This window comes from Micromonospora sp. NPDC005203 (assembly GCF_042872705.1).
Lineage (GTDB): Bacteria > Actinomycetota > Actinomycetes > Mycobacteriales > Micromonosporaceae > Micromonospora.
The window spans coordinates 61,502-85,758 of record NZ_JBIAKV010000011.1 but is presented as its reverse complement, the minus strand read 5'-3'; the positions used below and the strand labels follow the sequence as shown (position 1 = coordinate 85,758).

Below are 24,257 nucleotides of genomic sequence, written 5' to 3'. Positions count from 1 at the left end.
GCATGCTGCGGTTGAGTGCTCACCGATCGTCAACAGAGCGCCGAGGCAGCCACGTCGGGGTGGCGACCCTCGCGCCCCGACCCGGGGAGAGTCATGGCGTTGTTCCGCAGGCTCCGCTCCACCTTCTTCGTACGGGCCACCCGCGACACCGACGGCTCCGTCGACGGCGCGACGGCGTCCGTGCCGGCCGCGCGTACGGCCGAGCAGACCGCCCCCGCGCCGAGCCTGGACCCGACCGTGGTGCCCCGCTACTTCGGTCCGGTGCCGAACTTCGCCCACAGCCCTCGCCCGACGCGCGACACCGGCGGGCGGGTGGTGCCCGGGACCGGGCTGCGCAAGTTCGTCGACCCGCTGCCCGTCCCGGGCCAGCGCAACGGCACCGACCTCGGCGGTCAACTGCCGCTGGCAACGCCGGACACGATCAGCTATCCGGGCTGCGACTACTACGAGATCGTCGTGCAGGAGTACGCGCAACGGCTGCACCGGGACCTGCCAGCCACCCGGCTGCGCGGCTACCGGCAGCTCAACCTGGGCACCGACCCGGCGGGCCACAACACGGTGGCACCTCCGGAGCGGCCCTGGCACCTCGGCCCGATGGTCCTCGCCCGGCGGGGCCGCCCGGTCCGGGTGAAGTTCATCAACCACCTTCCGACCGGCCGGGCCGGTGAGCTGTTCCTGCCGGTCGACGACACCATCGAGGGGGCCGGGATCGGCCCGCTGGAGGGACCCGCCCCGTTTCCGCAGAACCGCGCGGTGCTGCACCTGGCCGGCGCGCAGACCGGCTGGAACAGCGCCGGCAATCCGGGGCAGTGGATCACTCCGGCCGGGGAGATCACCCCGTACCCGAACGGGGCGGGCGTGACCCACGTGCCGGACATGCCACCGCCGGGCGCCGGGGCCACCACCCTGTACTACCCGAACGAGCAGAGCGGCCGGCTGCTGTGGTGGCACGACAACACCCTCGGCCTGGCCCGGCTCACCGTCTACGGCGGACAACTCGCGCTCTACCTGCTCACCGACCCGGCCGAGGAGCAACTCGTCGCCGACGCCGTGCTGCCGGCCGACCAACTGCCGCTGGTGATCGAGGACAAGACGTTCGTGCCGGACGACGCCCAACTCGCCGCCGAGGACCCGACCTGGGACCGGGAACGTTGGGGCGCCCGGGGCAGCCTCTGGCACCCGCACGTCTACCAGCCACGGCAGAACCCGTACCGGTCCGGCGGGCGCAACCCCACCGGCCGGTGGGACTACGGCCCCTGGTCGCGTGATCCCGCCCCGGACCGCACCTGCGCCGACGGCTGCGTCGCCAACCCGCACCACGACCCGGTCGACGCACCTGACGAACCGCCGTTTCGTCCCGGCGTGCCGCACCCGTCCGCGGTGCCCGAGGCGTACGGCGACACCCCGCTCGTCAACGGCGTCGCCTACCCGTACCTGGAGGTGGCGCCGCGCGCGTACCGGTTCCGGATCCTCAACGCCTGCCTGGACCGCAGCCTCAACCTCCAGCTCTACCGGGCCTGCTCCGACGCGCCGATGTGGACGGCCGACGGCGCGCTCGCCGACGCCGAAGCCGGGGAGGTGCCGATGGTGCCCGCGGTGCGGGCGGCGGACCGACCGACGGGTTGGCCGACCGACGGGCGCGACGGCGGCGTGCCGGATCCGCGCGCCGCCGGGCCGGAGTTCATCCAGATCGGCAACGAGGCCGGGCTGCTGCCCGCCCCGGTGGTGCTGCCGAACCGGCCGGTCGGCTACCGCTACGACCGGCTCGACCCGACCGTGCTGAACGTCGACGGGCACACCCTGCTGCTCGCGCCGGGTGAGCGGGCCGACGTGCTCGTCGACTTCTCCACCGTGCCGCCGGGCAGCACGCTGATCCTGTACAACGACGCCCCGGCGCCGCTGCCCGGCTTCGACCCACGCTACGACCAGCACACCGACGCACCGGACCGCACGGCCGAGGGTGGGCCGCCCGGCACCGAACCGGGGTACGGCCCGAACACCCGCACCCTGCTCCAGTTCCGGGTCGCTGGGGCTCCGGCGCCGCCGTACGACCTGGGTCGGCTGCGCGAACGGCTACCCGTGGCGTACGCGGCCAGTCAACGCCCGCCGATCGTGCCGCAGCCGGCGTACGACCCGGCGTTCGGCACCCAGACCGCGTCGACAACGACGGTGCCGGTGCACGCCACCTCGGTGACGATCACACCGACGGCCGGCGCGGACCCGGTGACGCTGCCGATCGCGGTCAAGGCCGTGCAGCAGGTCTTCGAGACCGACCACGGCCGGCTGGTCGGCCGACTCGGCGTCGGACACCCGCACGCCGGGCCGCTCAACCCGACGACCCTGCCCCTCGGTCCGACCGACCCAGTCACCGAGGTGCTCTTCGCCACCGACCCCGCTGTGCCGCTGGGCACCACGACCGACGGCACCCAACTCTGGCGGATCAGCGGCAACGTCCGGCAGACCGAACCGCTGCACGTCGGCGGCTGCGACGTGCAGGTGGTCAACCGGGTCGGTTGGGACGGCACGCTGCGGCTCCCCCACGGCACCGAGTTGGGCTGGAAGCAGATCGTCCGGGTCAACCCCCGGGAGGACGTGGTGGTGGCGCTGCGCCCGGTCGCCCCGACGTTGCCGTTCAAGCTGGGCGACAGCGTCCGGCTGCTCGACCCGTGCCGCCCGGCTGGCGCACGGACCGGGTCGACCCCGGTCAGCCCGGCGGACGGGCGACCCGCCACCGTGGTCAACCACCTGGTCAACCTGGGCTGGGAATACCGCTGGCACAGCCAACTCGCCGGCCACCGCGACGGTGGGATGACCCGGCCACTGGTGCTACGGGTGACGCCGAAGGCACCGACCGGGCTGACCGCCACGCCGGTGCCGGGCTCGGCCACCGCGCTACCCGCGATCGCGCTCGCCTGGACCAGCAACGGCGGCCGGCCACCGGCCACCAGTCACCTGCTGCACCGAGCCACCGACGCGACCTTCGACGGCGAGATCACCACGATCACCGTCGCGGCGGCCGCCACCCGGTACACGGACGCGTCCGTCACTCCCGGGGTGACCTACCACTACCGGATCCGGGCGGAGAACGCGGTCAGCTACTCGTCCTGGTCGAACGGGGTGCCGGCCTCGGTGCACCTGGCCGCACCGAGTGGCCTGGTCGCGGCGCTGCCGCCCGCCGCGCCGCTGCGGGTGGCCCTGCGCTGGGTGAACCGTTCGTTCGCCACCGGCATCGACGTGCAGCGGGCCACCAACCCGACCTTCACCAGCGGGCCGGGCACCACGGCGATCGCTGCCGGCGACAATCACCTGGATGTCGCGATCGCACCGGACACGACGTACTACTACCGGGTACGGACCACCTATCTGGGTGCCGCCTCGGCCTGGTCGACGATCGCCGCGGTGACCTCCCCGCCCGCGCCGGTCACCCCGAACGGGGTGAGCGCCACGGCGAGCGCACCCGGGCCGGACACCGCGACGGTGGTCCTGGCCTGGGCGGCGAGCACCTGCGCCGGACCGGGGTCCGGGTTCATCGTGCAGCGGGCGCTGGACCCGACGTTCGACCGGGGGGTGGCCACCTTCACGGTGACCGGTCGCGGCTTCAGCAATACGGGACTGGCCCGGGGCCTCACCTACCACTACCGGATCCGGTCGTTCAACGTCGTGGGCAGCTCGCCGTACACCGTCCCGGTCCGGGTGACGACGCCGCCGTGACCGGGCCGGTGGGCGCGGTGCGGGTCGCTCAGCGGGTCGGCGCGCGCAACGGGGTGCCGACGGTACGCAGCTCGGCCAGCGCCCCGGCCACCCCGTGCAGCAGGTCGGTCGCCTCGGTGAGCCGGTCGGCGGCCGGGTGGGTGGGCTCCGGTCGGGCGTCCTCGGCCAGGTAACCGGCGGCGGCGACCACCAGCCGTTCGTAGGCCGCGACCCCACCCTCCAACTGGGCGGTCAGCATGGCGTGTGCCTCGGCCAGCGGCGGACGGGCGTCGGCCGGCGCCAGCCGCAGCGCACGTTCGACGCTGGCCACGTGTGCGGCCAGGTCGCGCAGCGATCGGTCGGCGGCGGCGGCCTCCAGCACCGCCGGCTCGGCCAGCCCGGTGAGCCGGGGGGCCATGCCGGCCAGGGTGAGCGCCGCCCGGTCCAGTCGGGTCCACTGCTCGCCCGCGCTGGTGCCGCGCAGGGCGATCCGGGAGCGGACCCGGCGGACCTCGGCCAGCACCCCCGGACCGACCGGCAGCCGCTCGACGGCGGCGATCAGGCGGGCCCGCGACCGGGCCGCCGCCTCCGCGGGGTCGAGCGCCGGCGGTGCGGGTTGGGCGGCGAGGGCACGCACGTCGATCCAGCGCCAGGCGGCGAGCGCCACCGCACTGCCCGCGGCGCCGGCCCAGGCCGCGTCGGGCAGACCAAGGCCGGCGTACGGGGTGAGCACCGCGGCCGCACCCCCGAGCCCACCGGCCAGGACGCTCCACCGTCGGGCGGACCGGCGGAGCCGACCCAGTCTGCGGAAGTACCGTGTGCGCTCGTCTGCCACCCTGACCCCCTCGGTCCGGTCGTTCAGCCGGCGGCGGTCGGGTCGCCGGTGCCCCGTTCGCGGGCCATGCTGGCACGCAACTCGTCGAGTCGGGCAGCGGCCGTCGGGTCGGTGGCCGGGCCAGCCTTCTCGGCCGGCCGTTGCGCCGCGCCGCCGAGCTGCTCCCCCGCCATGCTGGACCGGATCTGCTCCAGCCGGGCCGAACCGGCCGAGTCGATGGTCGCCTTCTGGATCTCCAACATCCGGCCCTCGACGGAGTTGCCGGCCAGCTCGGCGCGGCCCATCGCGTTGGCGTACCGCCGCTCGATGCGGTCGCGCACCTCGTCCAGGGACGGGGTGTTGGTGGGCGCGGTCAGCGACGACATCGACTCCAGCGAGCGGGCCACCGACTCCTGCATCTTGGCCTGCTCCAGTTGGCTGAGCAGCTTGGTGCGCTCGGCGAGCTTCTGCTGGAGGATCATCGAGTTGTTCTCGACCGCACGGCGGGCCTGGGCGGCGGCACCCAGCGCCTGGTCGTGCAGGGTCTTGAGGTCTTCGGTGGCCTGTTCGGCGGAGACCAGCTGGGTGGCCAGGGTCTGCGCCGACTGCTCGAACCGCGTGGCCTCGGCCTCGTCACCCTTGGCCCGGGCCTGGTCGGACAGCACCAGGGCCTGCCGGGCGTTGCCCTGCAACCGCTCGACCTCGGACATCTGCCGGGACAGCTTCATCTCCAACTGACGCTGGTTGCCGATCACCGCGGCAGCCTGCTGCACCAGCGCCTGGTGCTGCCGCTGGGCATCCTCGATGGCCTGCTGGATCTGCACCTTCGGATCGGCATGCTCGTCGATCTTTGAACCGAAGAGCGCCATCAGGTAGTTCCAACCCTTGACGAACGGGTTCGCCATCTCCGCCGTATCCCCTCAGTCGCGTCGCTCCACCACGGCCGGCCGGGCCGGATGGACCGACTGGCCGCCACCGGCCGATCTCCATCGTCCCAGCCGGATGCCGGTGCGGCATCCGTACCGGTCGGTCGACCGCACCGGAAGCTTCTGTGGGCCACCCTACGCGGCCGGAGCCAGCCCCTCCCACGGTCAACCGAGCGACCGCCTCAGGCGGCGCAGACCACGTCCCGGTCGCGCTCGGTCGGGCGGACGCGCGCGCTGCGCAGCGTGGCCTTGAGCGGCGAGTCCTGGCGGACGGAGACGGAGACCTTGCCATCCGAGGTGACCTGCCGGACGCCCCGGCTGGTGCTCTTGGACACAGCCCCGGCTTCGGCCGGCTCGTCCTGCATCGAGACGAGCACCTCGGGCATCTGCTCGGCGAGCGCCACGGTGTCGCTCACCTCGCGGAGAAGCTCGGACAGACGGGCACCGAGGGCGTCACAGATCGCGGCGAGCAGCTCGCTGGACGGCTCCTTGTGCCCCCGCTCAATCTCGGAGAGGTAGCCGAGGCTGACGTTGGCGGCGGTGGAGACCTCACGCAGCGTGCGCTGCTGCCCCTGCCGGCGCGCCCGCAGTGCGTCACCGATCACCCGGCGTAGCAGGATCATCGCACCTCCCCCTGAGGGATACCTCGCGCCCGGCGCTGGGCGGCCGGCCGCGGCGGACCGCGCCGACCCCGAACGTCGGAGCCTTCCCGCAACCGTACCCGTTGCGAGCCCCGCCGACATCCCGCCCCGCCCGCCGGTTCGTCGAGACGGACTCACGTCGGGTGACCCCGACCGTCGCCACCTGCCCCGGATGCTCTCCGGTCAACTCGCGGGCAGCGGGGCATCCGCGGTGTCGGCGGCGTGGATCTGCTCGGCGAGCAGCCGCAGCGCCTCGACCACCGCCGCGGAGCGGACGTGGTCCCGCCCGCCGTCCAGGTCGAGCTGTCGGACCTCGGCGCCGTTCGGGCCGGCGACCGCGACGTAGACCAGGCCGACGGGCTTGCCGTCCTGCGGTTCGGGGCCGGCAACACCGGTGGTGGCCACCCCCCAGTCCGCGCCGCAGCGCTGGCGGCCGCCCGCGGCGAGCGCCGCCGCCACGTCCGGGTCCACCGGCCCCCGCTCGGACAGCAGGTCGGTGGGGACGCCGGCCAGGGTGCCCTTCAACTCGGTGGCGTAGACCACAAGGCCACCCCGGTAGATCCCGCTGACCCCGGCGATGTCCACGATCGAGGCGGCCAACAGCCCACCGGTGAGTGATTCGACGGTGGCCAGGGTCTCGTGCCGCTCGGCCAGTCGGTGCACGACTCCGGCTGCCGCACCGCCCACCTCGGCGTCGTCCGCCGCACCGTCCGCCGGCCGTTCACGACCCGTGTCGCGCCGCATCAACCCGCCCTCCCCGCCACACCCACACCCTTCCCCGCCCACCGACCCCCAACCCTGCCGGCCCGATCGCGAAGATCATGAGGTTAGCGTCGCGACACGCCGCCCCGGACGCCGACAACCTCATGATCACCGGGCGCTCGCCGGGGTGGGGTCAGCGGGGGCGGCGGAGGCGGAGGGCTTGGGCTATGTAGTCGAAGCCGGTCGCCACCGTGACCAGGACGGCGGCGGCCATGATCCACGGACCCACGGCAGCGAGGGCGGCGGGCATCGGCCAGAGGTACCAGGCGATGGCCAGGATCTGCAGCGCCGTCTTGACCTTGCCGCCTCGGCTGGCCGCGATCACGCCATGCCGGATCACCCAGAACCGCAGCCCGGTGATGCCCAGCTCGCGGACGAGGATCAGCGTGGTCACCCACCAGGGCAACTGGTCGTACCAGGACAGCAACACCAGGGCGGCACCCGTGAGCGCCTTGTCGGCGATCGGGTCGGCCACCTTGCCGACCGACGTGACAAGCCCGAACCGGCGGGCGATCCAGCCATCCACGAAATCCGTCGCCGACGCCACCGCGAAGATCAGACAGGCTGCCATCCGCCAGCCGGAGTGGGTCATCCCGGACATGACCACCGAGGCGGCGAAGACCGGCACCAGCGCAAGTCGCAGGGCGGTCAGCGCGTTGGCCGCGTTGACGACGGGCACCACGGCGACCACCCGGGCCGGCGTCGACTCAGCCGCCCCCGTCACCGCCGCGCTCCGTGGCGTTTCCGGCACCGCACCACAGGGCTCCCCCGCTCCGCCTGGGCCCACCGTCACCGTGCCGCGCCGGGCGCCGCCGAGATCATCTCATCCGGCACCGCCAGCAGGTCCACCCCTTCGGTGCCGGTCACCGTCGCGCGCACCAGGTCACCCGGTCGCAGCGCGGCGAGGTCGACCCCGCCCTCGGCCGGGGCGACCAGGGTGGTGGAACCGTCCACCTCCGGCGCCTGATGCGCCGCCCGACCCTCCACCACGCCGTCCGAGATCGAGTCGACGAGCACCTCGACGGTCGAGCCGAGCCGGTCCTCGGCCCGCTGTGAGCACAACTCGTCGGCGAGCGCGCTCAGCCGGTCGTAGCGCCGCTTGATCGTCGCGGCGGAGACCTTGCCGGGCAGGCCGGCGGCCTCGGTGCCGTCCTCGTCGCTGTAGTCGAACATCCCGATCGCGTCCAGCCGGGCCTCGGTCAGGAACCGGACCAGCTCGTCGACATCGGCGCGGGTCTCGCCGGGGAAACCGACGATGAAGTTGCTCCGGGCGCCCGCGTCCGGGGCCAACGCCCGGGCACCCGCGAGCAGCTCCAGGAAACGGTCGGTGGAGCCGAAACGCCGCATCCGGCGAAGCACCGGCTCACTGGAGTGCTGGAACGACAGGTCGAAGTACGCGGCCACGCCCGGGGTGTTGGCGATCGCCTCGACCAGTCCGGGACGGGTCTCCGCCGGCTGGAGGTAGCTCGCCCGCACCCGGACGATGCCGGTCACCGCGGCGAGCTGCGGCAGCAGCTTCTCCAGCGCGCGGGGGTCACCGAGGTCCTTGCCGTACGAGGTGGAGTTCTCACTGACCAGCACCAGCTCCCGTACGCCGGTCTTGGCCAACCACTCCGCCTCGGCGAGCAACTCGTCGGGCGTACGCGAGACGAACGCCCCCCGGAAGGCGGGAATGGCACAGAACGCGCAGCGCCGGTCGCAGCCACTGGCCAGCTTCAGCGAGGCCACCGGGCCGGTGTCCAGTCGACGGCGCAGGATCTGCCGCAGGTGCGCGGGGGTGTGCTCGTCGGTGTCGACGGCGGTGCGGCTCACGGTGCCGTGACCGGGCAGCGACACGGCGCTGTCGCGCCGCTTCACCGGGGTCAGCGGCAGCAGCTCACGCCGATCCCGGGGGGTGTGCGCGACGACCTGCTCACCGGCGACGACCGCGTTCAGCCGGGCGGCGATGTCCGGGTAGTCGTCGAAGCTCAGCACCGCCTGCGCCTCGGGCAGGCTGTCGGCCAACTCCCGGCCGTACCGCTCGGCCATGCAGCCCGCTGCGACCACCTTGGCGCCGGTCCCGGCGGCGGCGAGCAGGGTCTGGATGGAATCCTGCTTGGCCTTCTCCACGAAACCACAGGTGTTGACGACCACCACGTCGGCGCCCTCGCCGTCGGTGGTCACCTGCCAGCCATCGGCGTGCAGCCGCGCGGCCAGCTCCTCCGAGTCGACCTCGTTACGGGCGCAGCCCAGGGTGAGCAGGGCTACGCGACGGCCCTCGGCGTTGTCAGCGGGGGCAGGAGAGGTGGCAGACACCATCCGAGGGTACCGGGCCGTCCGGGGAAGCCCTCGCACACGGGGCTGCGGCGACGGCCGGACTCGCGGCTCGGCAGCGCATCGGTCACCCGGTCCCCCGCCGGCGCTCAGCGGGCCACGGCGCCGATGCGGGTCAACGCATCGAGCAGAAAGACCTCGGTGCCGGCCAGGCCGGTGGAGCAGAAGACCGAGATCTGGTCCGCGGTGGTCCGGCCGGGGACCGCGCCGGCCAGGATGCCGCCCAGGTCGCGCAACCGCCCGGCGTACGGGGGCGTGGCCGCGAGCATCGGCGGCTGGTAGTCCGCCGCCTGGGCTGGCGAGTCGGTGACCAGCAGGTCGGCGGCGTCCAGCAGGTCGGTGCCGAACTCGCTGCGGTCACACTGTTTGAAGCCGACCGCGTTGACGTGCGTGCCGGGGCTGAGGTCGGCGGCGCGCAGCACCGGGGTCGGGCTGGTCGTCGCGAGCACCACGATGTCCCGCCCGGCGACGGCCGAGCCCGGGTCGGCCACCGTTCGGGCGGGCACGCCCAGCTCGGCGCGGACCCGCGCGGCGAGGGCGTCCCGCCGGGCCGCGGAGCGGCTGTGCACCACCACCTCGCGCAGCGGGCGGACCGCGGCGGCGGCCCAGACCTGGGTCCACGCCTGCCGGCCGGAGCCGATCACGCCGAGGGTGGCCGCGTCCGGACGGGCCAGGGCGTCGACCGCCAGGGCACCCAACCCTCCGGTACGACGGGAACCCAGCTCCTCGCCCACCGCCACCGCCCGGATCGCCCCGGTGCCCGCGTCGTGCAGCACCACCACCTGCTCGCCCCGCGGGTGGCCGAAGGTGTCGTAGGAGCGAAAGCCGTACCACTCGCCGACCAGATGCCCCGCGGTGAGCACCAGCCGCCCACCGCCCAGCGGGGCGGCGGCCCGGGGCGGGGCCACGAGGCGTCCCCCGTACGCGGCCAGGACGGCGGCACGCATGGCGTCGACCGTGGTGGAGGCGTCCAGCGCGGCGGCGACCTCGGAGTCGGCATAGATCAGCGTCATGGTGGACATCCTGCAAGTTAGAGTCAAGTGCAGGTCAAGAAGGGGTGGCGGGAGTCACTGCGCCACCGCCGCCCAACCCATCCATCCGTCCCGACCGCCGACCGGTGCTAGCGTCGGCTTCGGTGGCCCGCGGCCACCCCGGACGAGTGGTGGGCGTACCCGGTCAGGCCAAGACGCCCCGCGACGTGCAGACCCGACTCGTCCCGGCCCCCGGCGGCCCGGGCACTCTCGCGTGAGGTGAACGATGGCCTGGCTGGTGTTGGTGATCTCCGGACTGCTGGAGACGGCCTGGGCGGTCGCCCTGGACCGCAGCGCCGGCTTCAGCCGGCTGGTCCCGTCCGTGGTGTTCGCGGTGACGCTGGTCCTGAGCATGGCCGGCCTGGCGTACGCGCTGCGCGAGATCCCGGTCGGTACCGGTTACGCGGTCTGGGTCGGCATCGGCGCGGTCGGCACCGCGCTGATCGGGATGCTGGCGCTCAGCGAGTCGGCGAGCCTGCCCCGGATCCTGTGCCTGCTGCTGGTGGTCGCCGGCGTGATCGGCCTGAAGATCTTTCACTGAGCAGCCACCTCGGCAGGCGTGACCACCGCCCACAGTGGGTAGTGATCGTGCCGTCACGACAGGCTCTCACCCGGAGGAAGACATGGCCGACCTGCCCAGCAACGCACGCCCCCGCGCCAACGCTGCCCGGATCCTCACCATCGTGGGCTTCGTCTTCGCGGTTCTCGCCCTGCTGCTTCCCCCGATCGTCTTCGGCGTGCTCGGCATCGTCGCGGGCATCGTCGGCGCGGTGCTCGGTGACAAGCCACTGGGCTGGTACGCCGCAGCGGCCAGCCTCGTCGGCGCGATCATCGGCACCGCCATCGCCGCCGCGTTGCTCAACTGAACACCCCCCGAGTCACGGGCCCGCCGGCTGCCGGCGGGCCCGTCGTGTTTGCGGGGTCGGTCGTCCCCGTCGGTCAGTCCACGCTGCCGCGCAGGCCGACCAGGACGTCCTCCAGCTCGTCCGGCTTGACCAGCACGTCGCGCGCCTTCGACCCCTCCGACGGCCCGACCACTGCCCGGGTCTCCATCAGGTCCATCAGGCGACCCGCCTTGGCGAAACCGACCCGTAGCTTGCGTTGCAGCATGGAGGTCGAGCCGAACTGCGAGGTCACCACCAACTCCACCGCCTGCACCAGCAGGTCGAGATCGTCGCCGATGTCCTCGTCGATCTTCTTCTTGCTCTCCTGCGCGGGGGCCAGCACGTCCTTGCGGAACTCCGGCTCGCGCTGGTCCTTGCAGAACTTCACGACGTCGGCGATCTCCCGCTCGGTGACCCAGGCGCCCTGGATGCGGACCGGCTTGGAGGCGCCCATCGGCAGGAAGAGGCCGTCACCGCGGCCGAGCAGCTTCTCCGCGCCCGGCTGGTCGAGGATGACCCGGGAGTCCGCGAGCGAGGAGGTGGCGAACGCCAGCCGGGACGGCACGTTCGCCTTGATCAGACCGGTCACCACGTCGACCGAGGGCCGTTGGGTGGCCAGGACCAGGTGGATGCCGGCCGCGCGGGCCAGCTGGGTGATCCGGACGACGGAGTCCTCCACGTCGCGCGGCGCGACCATCATCAGGTCGGCCAACTCGTCCACGATCACCAACAGGTACGGGTACGGGCGCATCTCGCGTTCGCTGCCCGGCGGGGCCTTGATCTCGCCGTTGCGGACCTTGCGGTTGAAGTCGTCGATGTGGCGGACACCGTTGGCGGCGAGGTCGTCGTAGCGCATGTCCATCTCGCGGACCACCCAGTCCAGCGATTCGGCCGCCTTCTTGGCATTTGTCACGATCGGGGTGACCAGGTGCGGGATGCCCTCATAGCCGGTCATCTCGACCCGCTTCGGGTCGATCAACAGCAGGCGCACCTCGTCCGGGGTGGCCCGGGTGAGGACGGACACCAGCAAGGTATTGAGGCAGCTCGATTTTCCCGCGCCGGTGGCCCCGGCGATCAGAATGTGCGGCATTTTCGCGAGGTTGGCCACCACGTAGCCACCCTCGATGTCCTTGCCGAGCGCCACCACCATCGGATGGTGGTCGCTCGTCGCCGCGTGCGAGCGCAGCACGTCACCGAGGGCGACGTTCTCCGGGTCGGTGTTCGGGATCTCCACGCCGACCGCGCTCTTGCCCGGGATCGGGCTGAGGATCCGGACGTCCGGCGACTTCACCGCGTACGCGATGTTGCGGGAGAGCTGGGTGATCCGCTCGACCTTGACGCCGTGCCCCAGCTCCACCTCGTAGCGGGTGACGGTCGGGCCGCGGGTGAAGCCGGTGACCGCCGCGTCCACGTCGAACTGGTCGAACACCCCGGTCAGCGCGGCGATCACCTCGTCGTTGGCCTTGCTGCGGGTCTTCGCGGCGGCGCCGGCGCTGAGCATGTTGGCCGGCGGCAGCCTGTAGTCCCCGGCCAGCCCGGTCAACGCGAGCTGTTCGGCCCGCGTCGGCGCGGGCGAGTGCTCCGGCGGCTCGACCGGCGGCCGGCGGCTCGCCGGCACCTTCGCCGGAGACTTGCGCGGCAGCACCACGGTCTCCTGGAGGTCCACACCGTCCAGGTCCTCGAAGTCGTCCGGGTCCACCGGTGGAGGCATCCGCTTCGCCGGCCGCTTCCGCGCCCGCTGGGCGGCCGGCTCGTCGGCTTCCTCAGCGGCCTCCGGCGCGGCGACCAGCCCGCCGGCCAGCAGGCCCAGCCGCTCCGGAATCTTGTTGATCGGTGTCGCCGTCACCACGAGCAGACCGAAGAGCAGCAGCAGGATCAGCAGCGGCACCGCCACCCAGGCGGTGACCGCGCGCTCCAGCAGCCCGCCGATGCCCGCGCCGACCAACCCGCCCGCGAAGTCCCGCTGTAGGGGGTTGGCCGGGGCCTGACCGATGTGCAGCAGCGCGGCGGTCGAGACGAGCAGCGAAGTCCAGCCGATCAACCCGCGGCCCCGGTGCTCCGGATCGGCCGGCTGGCGCATCAACCGCCAGGCCCCGATCATCAACAGCACCGGTACGACCACCGAGATCGCGCCCAGGAACAACCGGATCGTGTCGGCCAGTTGGGCACCCACCGGACCCGCTCCGGAGAGCCAGAGCGCCACGGCGGTGAGCAGGGCGAACCCGAACAGCAGCAGTCCGGCGCCGTCGCGGCGGTGCTCCGGGTCGAGGTCGCGGGCGGAGGCGGCCTGTCGACCGGCGGCCCGCACCGCCCAGCCCATCCCGTGCGCCACGCCCATCCACAGTGCGCCCACCGCGCGGCCCACGTAGACAGCCGCGCCGGGCCGGGCCGGCACCGTACGACGTCGGACCGGCGCGCGGGTCTTCTTCGCCGGTTGACGGGCACGACTGTTGGTGCCACCGCGCGGCGACGCGCCGCGCCGCCGGCTCGCCTGAGAGGTACGGCCCGCCATAGAGTCACGGTAACGGTGGGGCCGGGCAGATCCCCGCTTTTCCGGGTCGTGTCCGCGCGTCGAAACACGAACCCCGCCGCCGGTCGTGATATCCGCCTCAGAAGGGATGCCCTATGGCGTCGCCGGAATTCGAGGGCGATCCGGACGATCCGCTGGCCGGGCACCCGGGCGCGCTGCGCCCGCTGAGCGGCGAACTGGTCGCCGCGGTGCTCGCCGCCTGTGGCCGGTCCGTCGGCCTGACCGAGGGCGGCGAGTTGGTGGGTCGCTTCGACGACAACATGATCTGGTTCCTGCGCCTCGGCAGGGACGGCGAGCTGCTCCAGGTCCGCACGATGGTCACCCCCACCTTCGGAATCGAGCAGGTGCCCGCCCTGTACGCCTTCTGCAACTCGTGGAACCACGACCGGCTCTGGCCCAAGGCGTTCGTGCACGTCGACGACGACGGTCGGGCCCGGGTCTACGGCGAGGTGGTCACCGACCTGGAACGCGGGGTGACCCCGCACCAACTCGACCAACTGCTCGACTGTGGCATCTCCACCGGCTGCCAGCTCGCCGTGGCGGTCCGTCGACTGCCCGGCGCGGTGCCGTCGTGACCGGCCGGGACGAGTTCACCGGCAGTCGCACCGACCGGGCGGGCGGGGCCGGCGATCCGGACCTCACCCGACGGCCGCCCGTGCGGCGTGACCCGGTACTGGTGAGCGCGCTCGCCGATGCGCGGGACCTGCCCGACGGACCGGCCCGGCTGCTGGCCCTCGAACGGCTCGCCGAGCGGGCCGACGCGTGCGGGGACCTCCGGTCCGCCCTGGACGCCCGGTTCGCGCTGATCGAGGCGTACCTGTTGCACGGCGAGCGGTGGCGGCTGGTCGAGCCGGTACGCAGGTGCCGAGCCGCCGCCGACTACCGGCCCGAGCTGCTCACCGAGGACGAGCCGCCCCTGCTGCTGCGCCTGCAGCGGTACGCCGTGGAGGCGCTGCTCGGCACCCCTCGGGTGGGGCTGGACCAGACCCGGTCCCTCCTGGACGACCTGGCCCACCGGGTCGGGGCGGACGGCCCCGAGGCGCCGACCGTCGCGGAGCTGCGCTGCCGGATCGCCGACCACCTCGGCGACGAGCCCACCGCCCGCCACTGGTACCAGCGGTGGGCGGGCACGGTCGGCACCCCGTCCGGTGGCTGCCCCGGTTGCGCCCCGGCCCGCCGCGCCGAACTGCTCGCCGGGTGGGGGGAATGGCGCGCCGCGCTGACCGAGCTGCGGGAGCCCACCGGCGACGCGGGAAGTTGCACCGACCAGCCCGAGCGGGCGCTGGTGGCCGGTCTGCTACCCGAACTGCGCGTCGGCGAGGCCGAACGGGCCGCGGCGGCGCACGTGCGGGCGTACCGGCGACACCGGCGCGAGCGCGCGGCCTTTCCCCACCTCGCCGCACACCTGCGGTTCTGCGCTCTCGGCGGGCACCTGGACCGTGGGCTGAGCATTCTGGCCGAGCAACTGCCCCGGCTGGACCGGCCCACCGACGATCTCGCCGCGATGGAGTTCGCCGCTGCCGGTGCGCTGGTCTGCGCGGTGGCCGTCGAGGCCGGGCTCGGTCTGCGCACGGTGCCCCGTCCGGCGTACGGCGGGCGGCCGGCCACCGACCTGGACGTGGCCACCCTCGGCGCGTTGCTGCTCGCGATGGTCAACGAGCTGGCCGGCAGCTTCGACGCCCGCAACGGCACCGGCCACCACTCCGGGCGGATGGCCGCCTGGCTCGCCGAGCGTCCGCTGTCGGACGCGGTGCCCCTGCCCGCCGACGACAAGCCAGCCGGCGACAGATCCGGCGACGAGGGATCGGGCGGCGCTTCGCCCGACGGTGCTTCGCCCGACGGCGCGGAGCGTGAATCCGACGACGAGCGGGAACTGGTGACGCTCACGGTCGATCTGATCACGGCCGCCCTGGACCGCCGCGGGGACCGCTACGTCGTGGAGGAGGGCGAGCGGGTGGTGGGACTGTGGGATGGGGTGGTGATCCAGTTCCGCCGGGCCGGCGAGCGCGGCGAGGTGCTGCACGCCCGGGCCATGGCCACCCGCCGGCTGCCGGCGACCCGCCGCTGCGAGGCGTACGCCTTCTGTAACGCCTGGAACCACGACCGGCTGCTGCCCAAGGCGTACGCGCACGAACTCGGCGGCGAGTTGGTGCTGGCCGGTGACGTGGCCACCGATCTGACCCACGGGGTGGCCCCGGCGCAGCTCACGGTGCTGGTGGACGCCGCCATCACCACCGGCGTCGCCTACGCCGAGGCGGTCGCCGCGCTGCCCTGACCCCCGGGCGCGGCGACGCCGGCCCACCCCGAACGGAGTGGACCGGCGTCAGCGGAACAGGCTCAGACCTCGACGACGGTGGGCACGATCATCGGGCGACGACGGTACTTGTCGTTGACCCACCGCCCCACGGTCCGGCGGACGATCTGCTGGAGCTGGTGCGGGTCGGTGATGCCGTCCGCCGCGGCCCGGTTGAGCGCCTCGGTGACCAGCGGGACCACCGGGTTGAACGCCTCCGGGTCCTCGGAGAAGCCCTTCGCGGACAACGTCGGGCCGGCGACCACCTTGCCGGTGACCGAGTCCACGACGACGGTGGTGGCGATGAAGCCGCCGTCGCCGAGGATCCGCCGCTCGGTGAGCAGCGACTCACTGACGTCACCGACGGCGAGGCCGTCCACGTAGACGTACCGGCTCTTCACGTGCCCGACCAGGCTGGCGCGGCCCTCGACCAGGTCGACCACGTCGCCGTCCTCGCAGATCACCACCCGGTCGGCGGCGACCCCGGACTCGATGCCGAGCCGGGCGTGGGCACGCAGGTGACGCCACTCCCCGTGCACGGGCATCAGGTTGCTCGGCCGGACCACGTTGAGCAGGTAGAGCAGCTCCCCAGCGGGGGCGTGCCCGGAGACGTGCACCTTCGCGACGTCCTTGTGCACGACCACCGCGCCGGCCCGGGCCAACCGGTTGATCACCCGGTAGACCGAGGTCTCGTTGCCGGGCACCAGCGAGGAGGCCAGCACGACGGTGTCACCGGGGGCGATGGTGATGTGCCGGTGGTCGCCGCTGGCCATCCGGCCCAGCGCGCTCATCGGCTCACCCTGCGAACCGGTGGACATCAGCACGATCTCATCCGGCGGCAGCGTGGTCGCCTCGTCGATGCTGATGACCAGCCCGGCCGGGATGTTGAGCAGGCCCAGGTCCCGGGCGATGCCCATGTTGCGGACCATGGACCGGCCGATCAGCGCGACCTTGCGGCCGTGCTCCGCGGCAGAGTCGAAGACCTGCTGCACGCGGTGCACGTGCGAGGCGAACGAGGCCACGATGATGCGGCCCTTGGCCTTGCCGAAGATCGAGTCGAGCACCGGCCCGATTTCCCGCTCCGGGGTGACGAAGCCGGGGATCTCCGCGTTGGTGGAGTCGGACAGCAGCAGGTCGACGCCCTCGGCGCCGAGCCGGGCGAAGCCGGCCAGGTCGGTGATCCGACCGTCCAGCGGGAGCTGGTCCATCTTGAAGTCGCCGGTGTGTAGCACCAGGCCGGCGGGGGTGCGGATGGCCACGGCGAGGGCGTCCGGGATCGAGTGGTTGACCGCGAAGAACTCACACTCGAACGGGCCGAGCCGCTCCCGGCCACCCTCCCGCACGGTCAGCGTGTACGGCTGGATCCGCCGCTCGGCCAACTTGGCCTCGACCAGTGCGAGGGTGAACTGTGAGCCGACCAGCGGGATGTCGGGTTTGTGGGCGAGCAGGTACGGCACCGCGCCGATGTGGTCCTCGTGACCGTGGGTCAGCACGATGGCCTGGACGTCGGCGAGCCGGTCCAGGATCGGGCCGAAGTCGGGCAGGATCAGATCCACGCCCGGTTGCTCGACGTCGGGGAAGAGCACCCCGCAGTCGACGATCAGCAACTTGCCGTCGAACTCGAAGACGGTCATGTTCCGACCGATGGCGCCGAGCCCGCCGAGCGGGATGATCCGCAGGCCACCTTCCGGCAGCGGCGGGGGTAGTTCCGCCTCGATGTGCGCCTCGGTCACGCGTTCACCTCAATCTGCGACGCCGTCACTCGGCGTCCATCGTGTCGTTTGATCATTCGGGCAGCTCCAGGCCCGCTGCCGCGAAGTCCGCGCGCAGCTGGGCGATCTCGTCGGTGGTGGCGTCCACGAGCGGGGGGCGCACCGGACCGGCCGGCAGACCCAGCGATGCCAGGCCCGCCTTCACCAGGATCGTGCCCTGGGTGCGGAAGATGCCGGTGAACAGCGGCAGCAGCCGCCGGTGCAGCGCCAGCGCGGTCGGCATGTCCCCCGCGTCGTACGCCTCGATCATCTGTGCGGTCAGCGCCCCGGTGAAGTGCGTCGAGGTGCCGACCACGCCCACGCTGCCGACGGCCAGCGCCGGCAGGGTGAGGGCGTCCTCGCCGCAGTAGAAGGCGAGGGCGGTCCGGCTGGTCACCCAGCCGGTGGCGATCAGGTCGCTCTTGGCGTCCTTGACCGCGACGATCCGGCCGTGCTCGGCGAGCCGGACCAGCGTCTCGGTGTCGATCGGCACGCCGGAGCGGTGGGGGATGTCGTACAGCATCACCGGGAGGCCGCTGGCGTCGGCGACGGCGGTGAAGTGTCGCAGCAACCCGCTCTGCGGCGGCTTGTTGTAGTACGGGGTGACCACCAGCAGGCCGTGCGCACCCGCCTTCTCGGCGGCGGCGGCCAGCTCGATGCTGTGCCGGGTGTCGTTCGTGCCGACCCCGGCGACCACCTTGGCACGGTCACCGACGGCCTCCACCACGGCCCGGATCAGGTGTTCCTTCTCCGCGTCGGTGGTGGTCGGGGACTCACCGGTGGTGCCGTTGACCACCAGCGCGTCGTTGCCCTGCTCGTCGACCAGGTGGCTCGCCAGCCGGGCGGCGCCGTCCAGGTCGAGCGAGCCGTCAGGGGTGAACGGGCTCACCATGGCGGTGAGCACCCGGCCGAAGGGGCGGGACGCCGGTCGGGCGGCGGCGTCGAGGTGGTCGTGCGTCATACCCTTCAACCTAGCGGACGACCAGCCGGACCCCGCCGGGGAAGGGCTCAGGACGCCTCGTGCGGGCTGGCCGCCACTTCGGTGCCGTCCGACAGCGTGGAGATCACGAAGTCGGCGAACACGTTCGGGGCGACCCCCTGCAGCTGGCGCAGGCACTCCACGGCCAGCTCACGGATCTCCACGTCGGCGTGCTCGGTGGCCCGCATCGCGATGAAGTGCCGCCACGCCCGGTAGTTGCCGGAGACCACGATCCGGGTCTCGGTGGCATTGGGCAGCACCGCCCGGGCGGCCTGCCGGGCCTGCTTGCGGCGCAGCGTCGGGTTCGGCTCGTCGGAGAAGCGCTGCTCCAGGCCCTCCAACAACTCGGTGTACGCCTGAACGCTCGCCTCGGCGGCCGCCACGAACAACTTGTGCAGCTCCGGGTCGTCGGCGATGACCGCCGGCTCGACCATGGCCGCGTCCCGTTCCGGGACGTAGCGCTGGGACAGCTGGGAGTACGAGAAGTGCCGGTGCCGGATCAGCTCGTGGGTGAAGGAGCGGGACACCCCGGTGAAGTAGAAGGTGACCGATCCGTGCTCCAGCACCGACAGGTGCCCGACGTCGAGGATGTGCGCCAGGTAGCCGGCGTTGGTGGCGGTCGCCGGGTTCGGCTTCTTCCACGACTGGTAGCAGGCCCGGCCGGCGAACTCGGCGAGCGCCTGACCACCCTCCGCATCGGTCGACCACGGCACGTCGTCCGGGGCCGCGAACTGGGTCCACGCGATCAACTTGACCTGGGGCTGCACCATCTCCGGCATTCCTGGGACTGTAGTGGCGCGGCGCCTCCGGCCCCAACTCAGGCGAGCCTCGTGCAATGTCGATCACTCAGGCAGCGGGTCGTCCTCCGCCCGCAAGATCGCGCCACATCTTGGATGTGGTGGCATCCGTCGCCCCCAACCCCACTACCTCCAGCACAACCCCGCTACGTGCGGCGCAATGACTGTTCGCCAACCCAGCCTGCATCGCGATCTTGCACTTTCTGCCCCGACATTAGAGTGCATTCCCGCCTAAATCGACGACAGGAAGTGCAAGATCGGCGCGATTCTCCCCTGACGCGACGGTGTTGACATCCGGGATTGAGCACGATCTTGCGGGCGAGATGCGTCGGCCCGACCCGAACTCGTCGCCGGCCTGCTCCTGGTCCGTGCGCCGCCGGCGCGACTGTTCGGCTGACCATTGGGGTGATCGACCGACTCGGCTTCCCGAAAGTCGGGGTGTCCGGGGCGGGTGGTCGGCCCGGTTTCCTTGATGTCGAGTCGATCATGGGTGGCGTCGGAGCGCGACGGGCAGCGGCGCGCTCAGACGTAGAGCGAGGTGAACGGCGCCCAGGGCAGGTTGCGCAGCACCGAGAAGGCGAGCCACCCGCCCATGAACCCCACGATGACCTTCGAGCTGATCCGCAACTCCGGCAGCCGCCAACCGAACGCCTGGTTGGCCGCCCAGGCGACGAAGAGGTACGCGAGGAACGGCAGCGCGAAGACGAACAGGAAGTGGTGCCGGGCGGCGGCTGGCAGGTCGGCGTGCAGCACGTACCAGAGTGCGCGGGTGCCGCCGCAGCCTGGGCAGTCCAGCCCGGTGGTCAGCTTGAGCAGGCAGGTGGGTGCGGCGTCCGGGGGGGCGTCGGCCGGATTGCTGAGCAGCGCGTAACCCATGCCGGCGGCGACGCAGCCGACTGCGGCCAGCGGCACCGCCCAGCGCGGTGAACTCTCGTAGAGACGCAGCACGAACCTGGTCAGCCGGTCCGGCTGGGGCGCCGGGTAGCCACCCGCTGGGGTCGTCGGCCAACCACCCGGACCGACACCAGCCGCACCGAGACCGTCCGGACTGACACCACCCGGACTGACACCACCCGGACCGACACCAGCCGGGTCAGCCGGCACGGTGTGCACCGCCCCGGGGGCGGGCTGCGGCTGGTCGACCGGACCGGGAGCGCTCGTCACGCGCTCACGGTACACCGGACACGCCGGCCAACGCGGCGGTCAGCGGACCGGCCAGGTCGCCGCCCAGCGGTGCTGCCACCGCGTCCAGGCCGAGCCAGCCGGCGAGCCGGTGCAACTCGGCGGCGAGCGCCACCGCGGTCTCCGCCGGGTCGGCGTCGGGCTCGATCCAGGCAGCCGGCACCAGCAGCACCCCGGCCTTACGGTCGGCCTTCAGGTCGACCCGGGCGGTGAACCGGTCGCCCTGCAGGAACGGCAACACGTAGTAGCCGTAGACCCGCTGTGGCGCCGGGACGTAGATCTCGATCCGGTAGGTGAACCCGAACAGCCGCTCGGTGCGGGCACGTTCCCAGATCAGCGGGTCGAAGGGGCTGACCAGCGTGTTGCCCCGAATCCACCGGGGCAGCCGCGCGGACGCGTGCAGCCAGGCCGGCTGTCGCCAGCCGGCCACGGTGACCGGCAGCAGCTCACCGGCCTCGGCCAGCTCGGCGACGGCCTGCCGGGCACCGGCCAGCGGCAACCGGAAGTAGTCACGCAGCTCCGGCTCGGCGGCCACCCCGAGCGACCGCGCGGCAAGGGCCACAAGCGTGCGGTACGCCTCGGCGTCGGTCGGGGTGGGCGCGGCCAGCACCGCCGGGGGCAGCACCCGCTCGGGTAGGTCGTAGCGGCGGGCGAAGGAGGTGCTGCGCTCCGCGGCGGCCACCTCACCGGCCCAGAAGAGGAACTCCAACGCCCGCTTGACCGCCGACCAGTTCCACCCCCAGTTGCCGGTCTCCCGCGGCGCGTCGTGCTCGATCTCGGCAGCGGTCAGCGGGCCGCGGGCGGCCACCTCGTCGCGAACCCAGGCGACCAGCTCCGGCTGCTCCTGGGCGATCCGCCGCATGCCGCCCCAGGATTCGCTGTGCGCGCGGGCCATCCGCCAGCGCAGCATCGGGTGCAGCTCGACCGGCACCAACGACGCCTCGTGACCCCAGTATTCGAACAACTCGCGGGGACGGCGGTAGGCGGCCTGGTCGAGCATCGTGGTCGGGTAGGGCCCGAGCCGGCTGTAGAGCGGCAGGTAGTGCGCGCGTTGCAGCACGTTCACCGAGTCCATCTGGATCAGGTTGACCCGGTCCAGCACCCGACGCAGGTGCCGGCGGGTGGGCACGCCGGCTGGCGCCGGGTCGGCGAAGCCCTGAGCGGCGAGCGCCAGCCGTCGAGCCTGGGCGAGCGAGAGTGATTCCGGTGCGGCCATCGTCGGCGACCTTAATTCATCGGTACGACGCCGGTGCGGGAAGCTGGACGCGACGACCAACGGGGCATAGAACGGTGCAATGCTGACCATCCGTCGGGAGGAGCCGGACGACGCCGAGGCGGTCGCCCGGGTGCACGTGCACGGCTGGCAGGCGGGCTACGCCGGCTTCATGCCGGACGAGGTGCTGGCCCGGCTGAACGTGGCCGCCTGGGCGCAGCGTCGCCGCGACATCGGCACCGCCGACCCGGACCACCCGTTCACCACCCTGCTGGGCGAGGTGGACGGGCTGGTCGTGGGCTTCACGACCTTCGGGCCGTACCGCCGCGACCAGGACCGCGACGACCTGGACCCGACGGTCGGCGAGGTGCTGGCGATCTACGTGGAGCCGGCGTGCTGGGGTGACGGGACCGGCACCGCGCTCCTGGCCGCCGCCCGGGCCGGGCTGCACGAGCGGGGCTGGACCGACTATCGGCTGTGGGTGCTGGCGGACAACCGGCGGGCCCGGCGATTCTGCGAGCGGGCCGGGTTGTCACCGGACGGTGAGCAGTCGACCTACCAGGTGCCGCTTGCCGGTGGGAGCCCGCCGGTGGGGCTGGTCGAGCTGCGGTACGCCGGACGCCTCGACGGTTGAGCCGCCCGGGGTCAGCCAACCGCGAATCGGGAGGAAGGCCAGCAGCGCGAGGCTGATCCACACGTAGGCGTTGCTGCCCAGGAAGCCGTCGACACCGGTGAAGTCCTTCTCCCAGAACCAGACGGTCCGGCTGATCAACAGCACGTAGGCGATGGTCGCGGCGACCAGCAGGACCCATCGCCGACGGCCGGCCGGCGCGGCCATGGCGTTGTCGACGAGCAGGATCAGCGCGGGCAGCAGCCAGACCAGGTGGTGCACCCAGGTCACCGGGCTGACCAGGCACATCACCGCGCCGGTCAACGCCAGGCCGGTGAGCTCGTCGCCGGCGGAGACGGCGGCCCGGGACCGCCAGGCCCAGAGGGCCAGGGTGCCGAGCACCAGCAGCAGCCACACCAGGGTGCTCGGGTGCTCCGGGTCGAGTCGGGCGACCACCCCGCGCAGCGACTGGTTGGAGACGAAGGCGAGCTCCCCCACCCGTGCGGTGTTCCACAGCGCCTCGGTCCAGAACTCCCGGGACGCGTCCGGGAAGAGCGCACCGGCCAGCAGCGACACCCCGGCGGCCGTCCCGCAGGCGGTGCGGGCCGCCCGCCACCGCCCGGTCACCAGCAGGTAGACGATGAAGACACCAGGGGTCAGTTTGATCGCGGTGGCGAGCCCGATGCCCACCCCGGCCCACCGGTTGCCGGCCGGCAGCAGCCGCAGCAGATCCACCGCCACCAGGAAGAGCAGCAGCGTGTTGACCTGGCCGAAGTTGATCGTCTCCCGCATCGGCTCGAACGCGGCGGCCAGGCAGAGCGCCACCGCGAGGGCGAACCACCGGGTCCAGCCGGCCCGGCGGGCGATCGGGTCGACCAGCCACCAGATGAGCACCGTGGTGGTGACCACGCTGGCGAGCACGCTCACCACGATCGCGGCCGTCCACGGCAGGTACGCCATCGGCAGCATCACCAGCGCGGCGAACGGCGGGTAGGTGAAGCCGTACTGGGTGGTCGGCTTGAGGTAGTCGTAGATCTCCCCGCCGTCGTGCACCCACCAGGTCAACGCGCCGTAGTAGACCTTCAGGTCGAAGAAGCCGTGCCGCACCGCCGCGACGGCGAGGAACGCGGTGACCGCCGCGGCGAGCACCACCACCCCGACGACCTGCGCGGTCGTCCTCCTGGCACCCTGCGCCACCGTCGTCTCCCCCGTCCTGCGTAGGCTTCCGTCCCATGGCTCTCGGGTACGTCCGCCCGGCGCGTCCTGAGGACGCCGGCGAGATCGCACGCATCCAACTCGCGACCTGGCGGGTCGCGTACCGTCGGATCCTGCCTCGGCACGTGCTCGACAACCTGGACGAGGCGTTCCTCGCCCGGCGGTGGAGCGCCGCGGTGCTGGAGCCGCCCTCGGGCGCGCACCGGGTGCTGGTCGCCGTCGAACAGGCCGAGCAATCGTATCTGGTGGGGTTCGCCGCCTCCGGTCCGGCCGACGCCGAGGCCCTCGCGCCGGGCGAGCCGGCCGACGCGCTCGGCCCGGACGTGGCCGCGGTGACCGACCTGCTGGTGGAGCCGCGCTGGGGTCGGCGCGGGCACGGCAGCCGGCTGCTCGCCGCCACCGTCGACCTGTGGCGGTCCGACGGTCTGAGCCGGGCGGTGGCCTGGGCGTTCGACGCTGACGAGGCGACCCGGAAGTTCCTCGCCAGCACGGGTTGGGAGCCCGACGGGGCGGCCCGCGCGTTGGACGTCGACGACATGCTGGTGCCCCAGGTGCGCCTACACGTGGCTGTTCCGGCCGAGAAGGTCGAGTGACCGGTGTGGCGGCCTCGGGTCGAGGCCGCCACA

21 protein-coding genes and 1 riboswitch are annotated in these 24,257 nt (G+C 72.8%); of the genes, 7 read left to right on the top strand and 14 right to left on the bottom strand.

Going from position 1 to position 24,257, the window contains the following annotated elements; all coding sequences use genetic code 11:
- Window positions 1-93: 93 nt before the first annotated feature.
- Window positions 94-3,711, top strand: coding sequence for a hypothetical protein (locus ACFYPM_RS23135; protein ID WP_387200435.1), 3,618 nt, complete (start codon window positions 94-96; stop codon window positions 3,709-3,711).
- Between the two features lie 28 nt (window positions 3,712-3,739).
- On the opposite strand, the gene ACFYPM_RS23130 is transcribed toward ACFYPM_RS23135, so the two are convergent.
- The 7 genes from ACFYPM_RS23130 to ACFYPM_RS23100 all read right to left on the bottom strand — a co-directional run bounded on the left by ACFYPM_RS23130 (window position 3,740) and on the right by ACFYPM_RS23100 (window position 10,159).
- Complete coding sequence (locus tag ACFYPM_RS23130; protein ID WP_387200432.1) at window positions 3,740-4,525, bottom strand: hypothetical protein; 786 nt, start codon at window positions 4,523-4,525, stop codon at window positions 3,740-3,742.
- A 23-nt stretch (window positions 4,526-4,548) separates the two neighbouring features.
- The gene (locus tag ACFYPM_RS23125; protein ID WP_357247373.1) at window positions 4,549-5,409 is read right to left on the bottom strand and encodes a PspA/IM30 family protein; all 861 of its coding nucleotides are present in this window, start codon (window positions 5,407-5,409) and stop codon (window positions 4,549-4,551) included.
- A 203-nt stretch (window positions 5,410-5,612) separates the two neighbouring features.
- Window positions 5,613-6,053 carry a helix-turn-helix domain-containing protein gene (locus ACFYPM_RS23120; protein WP_387200427.1) on the bottom strand — a complete coding sequence of 147 codons (441 nt, stop codon included), beginning with the start codon at window positions 6,051-6,053 and terminating at the stop codon, window positions 5,613-5,615.
- Window positions 6,054-6,254: 201 nt separating this feature from the next.
- The gene (locus ACFYPM_RS23115; RefSeq protein ID WP_387200424.1) at window positions 6,255-6,815 is read right to left on the bottom strand and encodes a CinA family protein; all 561 of its coding nucleotides are present in this window, start codon (window positions 6,813-6,815) and stop codon (window positions 6,255-6,257) included.
- 151 nt (window positions 6,816-6,966) lie between these two features.
- Window positions 6,967-7,557 carry a CDP-diacylglycerol--glycerol-3-phosphate 3-phosphatidyltransferase gene (gene pgsA, locus ACFYPM_RS23110; protein ID WP_387200421.1) on the bottom strand — a complete coding sequence of 197 codons (591 nt, stop codon included), beginning with the start codon at window positions 7,555-7,557 and terminating at the stop codon, window positions 6,967-6,969.
- A 65-nt stretch (window positions 7,558-7,622) separates the two neighbouring features.
- Window positions 7,623-9,131 carry a 30S ribosomal protein S12 methylthiotransferase RimO gene (rimO, locus tag ACFYPM_RS23105; RefSeq protein WP_387200417.1) on the bottom strand — a complete coding sequence of 503 codons (1,509 nt, stop codon included), beginning with the start codon at window positions 9,129-9,131 and terminating at the stop codon, window positions 7,623-7,625.
- Window positions 9,132-9,235: 104 nt separating this feature from the next.
- A complete protein-coding gene (locus tag ACFYPM_RS23100) occupies window positions 9,236-10,159 on the bottom strand; it encodes an ornithine cyclodeaminase family protein (protein ID WP_387200414.1) in 924 nt (307 codons plus the stop codon).
- 118 nt (window positions 10,160-10,277) lie between these two features.
- Window positions 10,278-10,342: riboswitch (guanidine-III (ykkC-III) riboswitch) on the top strand.
- Between the two features lie 61 nt (window positions 10,343-10,403).
- Here ACFYPM_RS23100 and ACFYPM_RS23095 point away from each other — a divergent pair.
- Window positions 10,404-10,718: a DMT family transporter gene (locus ACFYPM_RS23095; RefSeq protein ID WP_387200411.1), complete on the top strand. Its 315-nt coding sequence runs from the start codon at window positions 10,404-10,406 to the stop codon at window positions 10,716-10,718.
- Window positions 10,719-10,800: 82 nt separating this feature from the next.
- Complete coding sequence (locus tag ACFYPM_RS23090) at window positions 10,801-11,043, top strand: hypothetical protein (RefSeq protein WP_357247351.1); 243 nt, start codon at window positions 10,801-10,803, stop codon at window positions 11,041-11,043.
- Window positions 11,044-11,116: 73 nt separating this feature from the next.
- On the opposite strand, the gene ACFYPM_RS23085 is transcribed toward ACFYPM_RS23090, so the two are convergent.
- Complete coding sequence (locus ACFYPM_RS23085) at window positions 11,117-13,573, bottom strand: DNA translocase FtsK (RefSeq protein WP_387200408.1); 2,457 nt, start codon at window positions 13,571-13,573, stop codon at window positions 11,117-11,119.
- A gap of 113 nt (window positions 13,574-13,686) precedes the next feature.
- Between ACFYPM_RS23085 and ACFYPM_RS23080 the strand changes: the two genes are divergently transcribed.
- Window positions 13,687-14,166, top strand: a complete 480-nt coding sequence (locus tag ACFYPM_RS23080; protein WP_387200405.1) for a YbjN domain-containing protein — start codon at window positions 13,687-13,689, stop codon at window positions 14,164-14,166.
- Window positions 14,163-15,866, top strand: a complete 1,704-nt coding sequence (locus ACFYPM_RS23075; RefSeq protein WP_387200402.1) for a YbjN domain-containing protein — start codon at window positions 14,163-14,165, stop codon at window positions 15,864-15,866. The genes ACFYPM_RS23080 and ACFYPM_RS23075 overlap by 4 nt, the downstream gene beginning before the upstream one ends.
- A gap of 62 nt (window positions 15,867-15,928) precedes the next feature.
- On the opposite strand, the gene ACFYPM_RS23070 is transcribed toward ACFYPM_RS23075, so the two are convergent.
- From ACFYPM_RS23070 to ACFYPM_RS23050, 5 genes are all read right to left on the bottom strand, one after another.
- On the bottom strand, window positions 15,929-17,617 hold the full coding sequence (locus ACFYPM_RS23070; protein ID WP_387200400.1) for a ribonuclease J: 1,689 nt from the start codon (window positions 17,615-17,617) through the stop codon (window positions 15,929-15,931).
- Window positions 17,618-17,669: 52 nt separating this feature from the next.
- On the bottom strand, window positions 17,670-18,596 hold the full coding sequence (gene dapA, locus ACFYPM_RS23065) for a 4-hydroxy-tetrahydrodipicolinate synthase (protein ID WP_387200397.1): 927 nt from the start codon (window positions 18,594-18,596) through the stop codon (window positions 17,670-17,672).
- A 47-nt stretch (window positions 18,597-18,643) separates the two neighbouring features.
- The gene (gene thyX, locus ACFYPM_RS23060) at window positions 18,644-19,384 is read right to left on the bottom strand and encodes an FAD-dependent thymidylate synthase (RefSeq protein WP_387200756.1); all 741 of its coding nucleotides are present in this window, start codon (window positions 19,382-19,384) and stop codon (window positions 18,644-18,646) included.
- A 549-nt stretch (window positions 19,385-19,933) separates the two neighbouring features.
- Complete coding sequence (locus ACFYPM_RS23055) at window positions 19,934-20,575, bottom strand: DUF2752 domain-containing protein (protein ID WP_387200394.1); 642 nt, start codon at window positions 20,573-20,575, stop codon at window positions 19,934-19,936.
- A 4-nt stretch (window positions 20,576-20,579) separates the two neighbouring features.
- Complete coding sequence (locus ACFYPM_RS23050; RefSeq protein WP_387200391.1) at window positions 20,580-21,809, bottom strand: winged helix-turn-helix domain-containing protein; 1,230 nt, start codon at window positions 21,807-21,809, stop codon at window positions 20,580-20,582.
- A gap of 79 nt (window positions 21,810-21,888) precedes the next feature.
- Between ACFYPM_RS23050 and ACFYPM_RS23045 the strand changes: the two genes are divergently transcribed.
- Window positions 21,889-22,440 (top strand): GNAT family N-acetyltransferase, encoded by a 552-nt coding sequence (locus tag ACFYPM_RS23045; RefSeq protein WP_387200388.1) that lies wholly within the window; start codon window positions 21,889-21,891, stop codon window positions 22,438-22,440.
- Here ACFYPM_RS23045 and ACFYPM_RS23040 read toward each other — a convergent pair.
- Window positions 22,339-23,613 carry a glycosyltransferase family 87 protein gene (locus ACFYPM_RS23040; RefSeq protein WP_387200385.1) on the bottom strand — a complete coding sequence of 425 codons (1,275 nt, stop codon included), beginning with the start codon at window positions 23,611-23,613 and terminating at the stop codon, window positions 22,339-22,341. The genes ACFYPM_RS23045 and ACFYPM_RS23040 overlap by 102 nt on opposite strands.
- A 35-nt stretch (window positions 23,614-23,648) precedes the next feature.
- Here ACFYPM_RS23040 and ACFYPM_RS23035 point away from each other — a divergent pair, with 35 nt between their 5' ends.
- Window positions 23,649-24,224, top strand: coding sequence for a GNAT family N-acetyltransferase (locus ACFYPM_RS23035; RefSeq protein ID WP_387200383.1), 576 nt, complete (start codon window positions 23,649-23,651; stop codon window positions 24,222-24,224).
- Window positions 24,225-24,257: the final 33 nt, after the last annotated feature.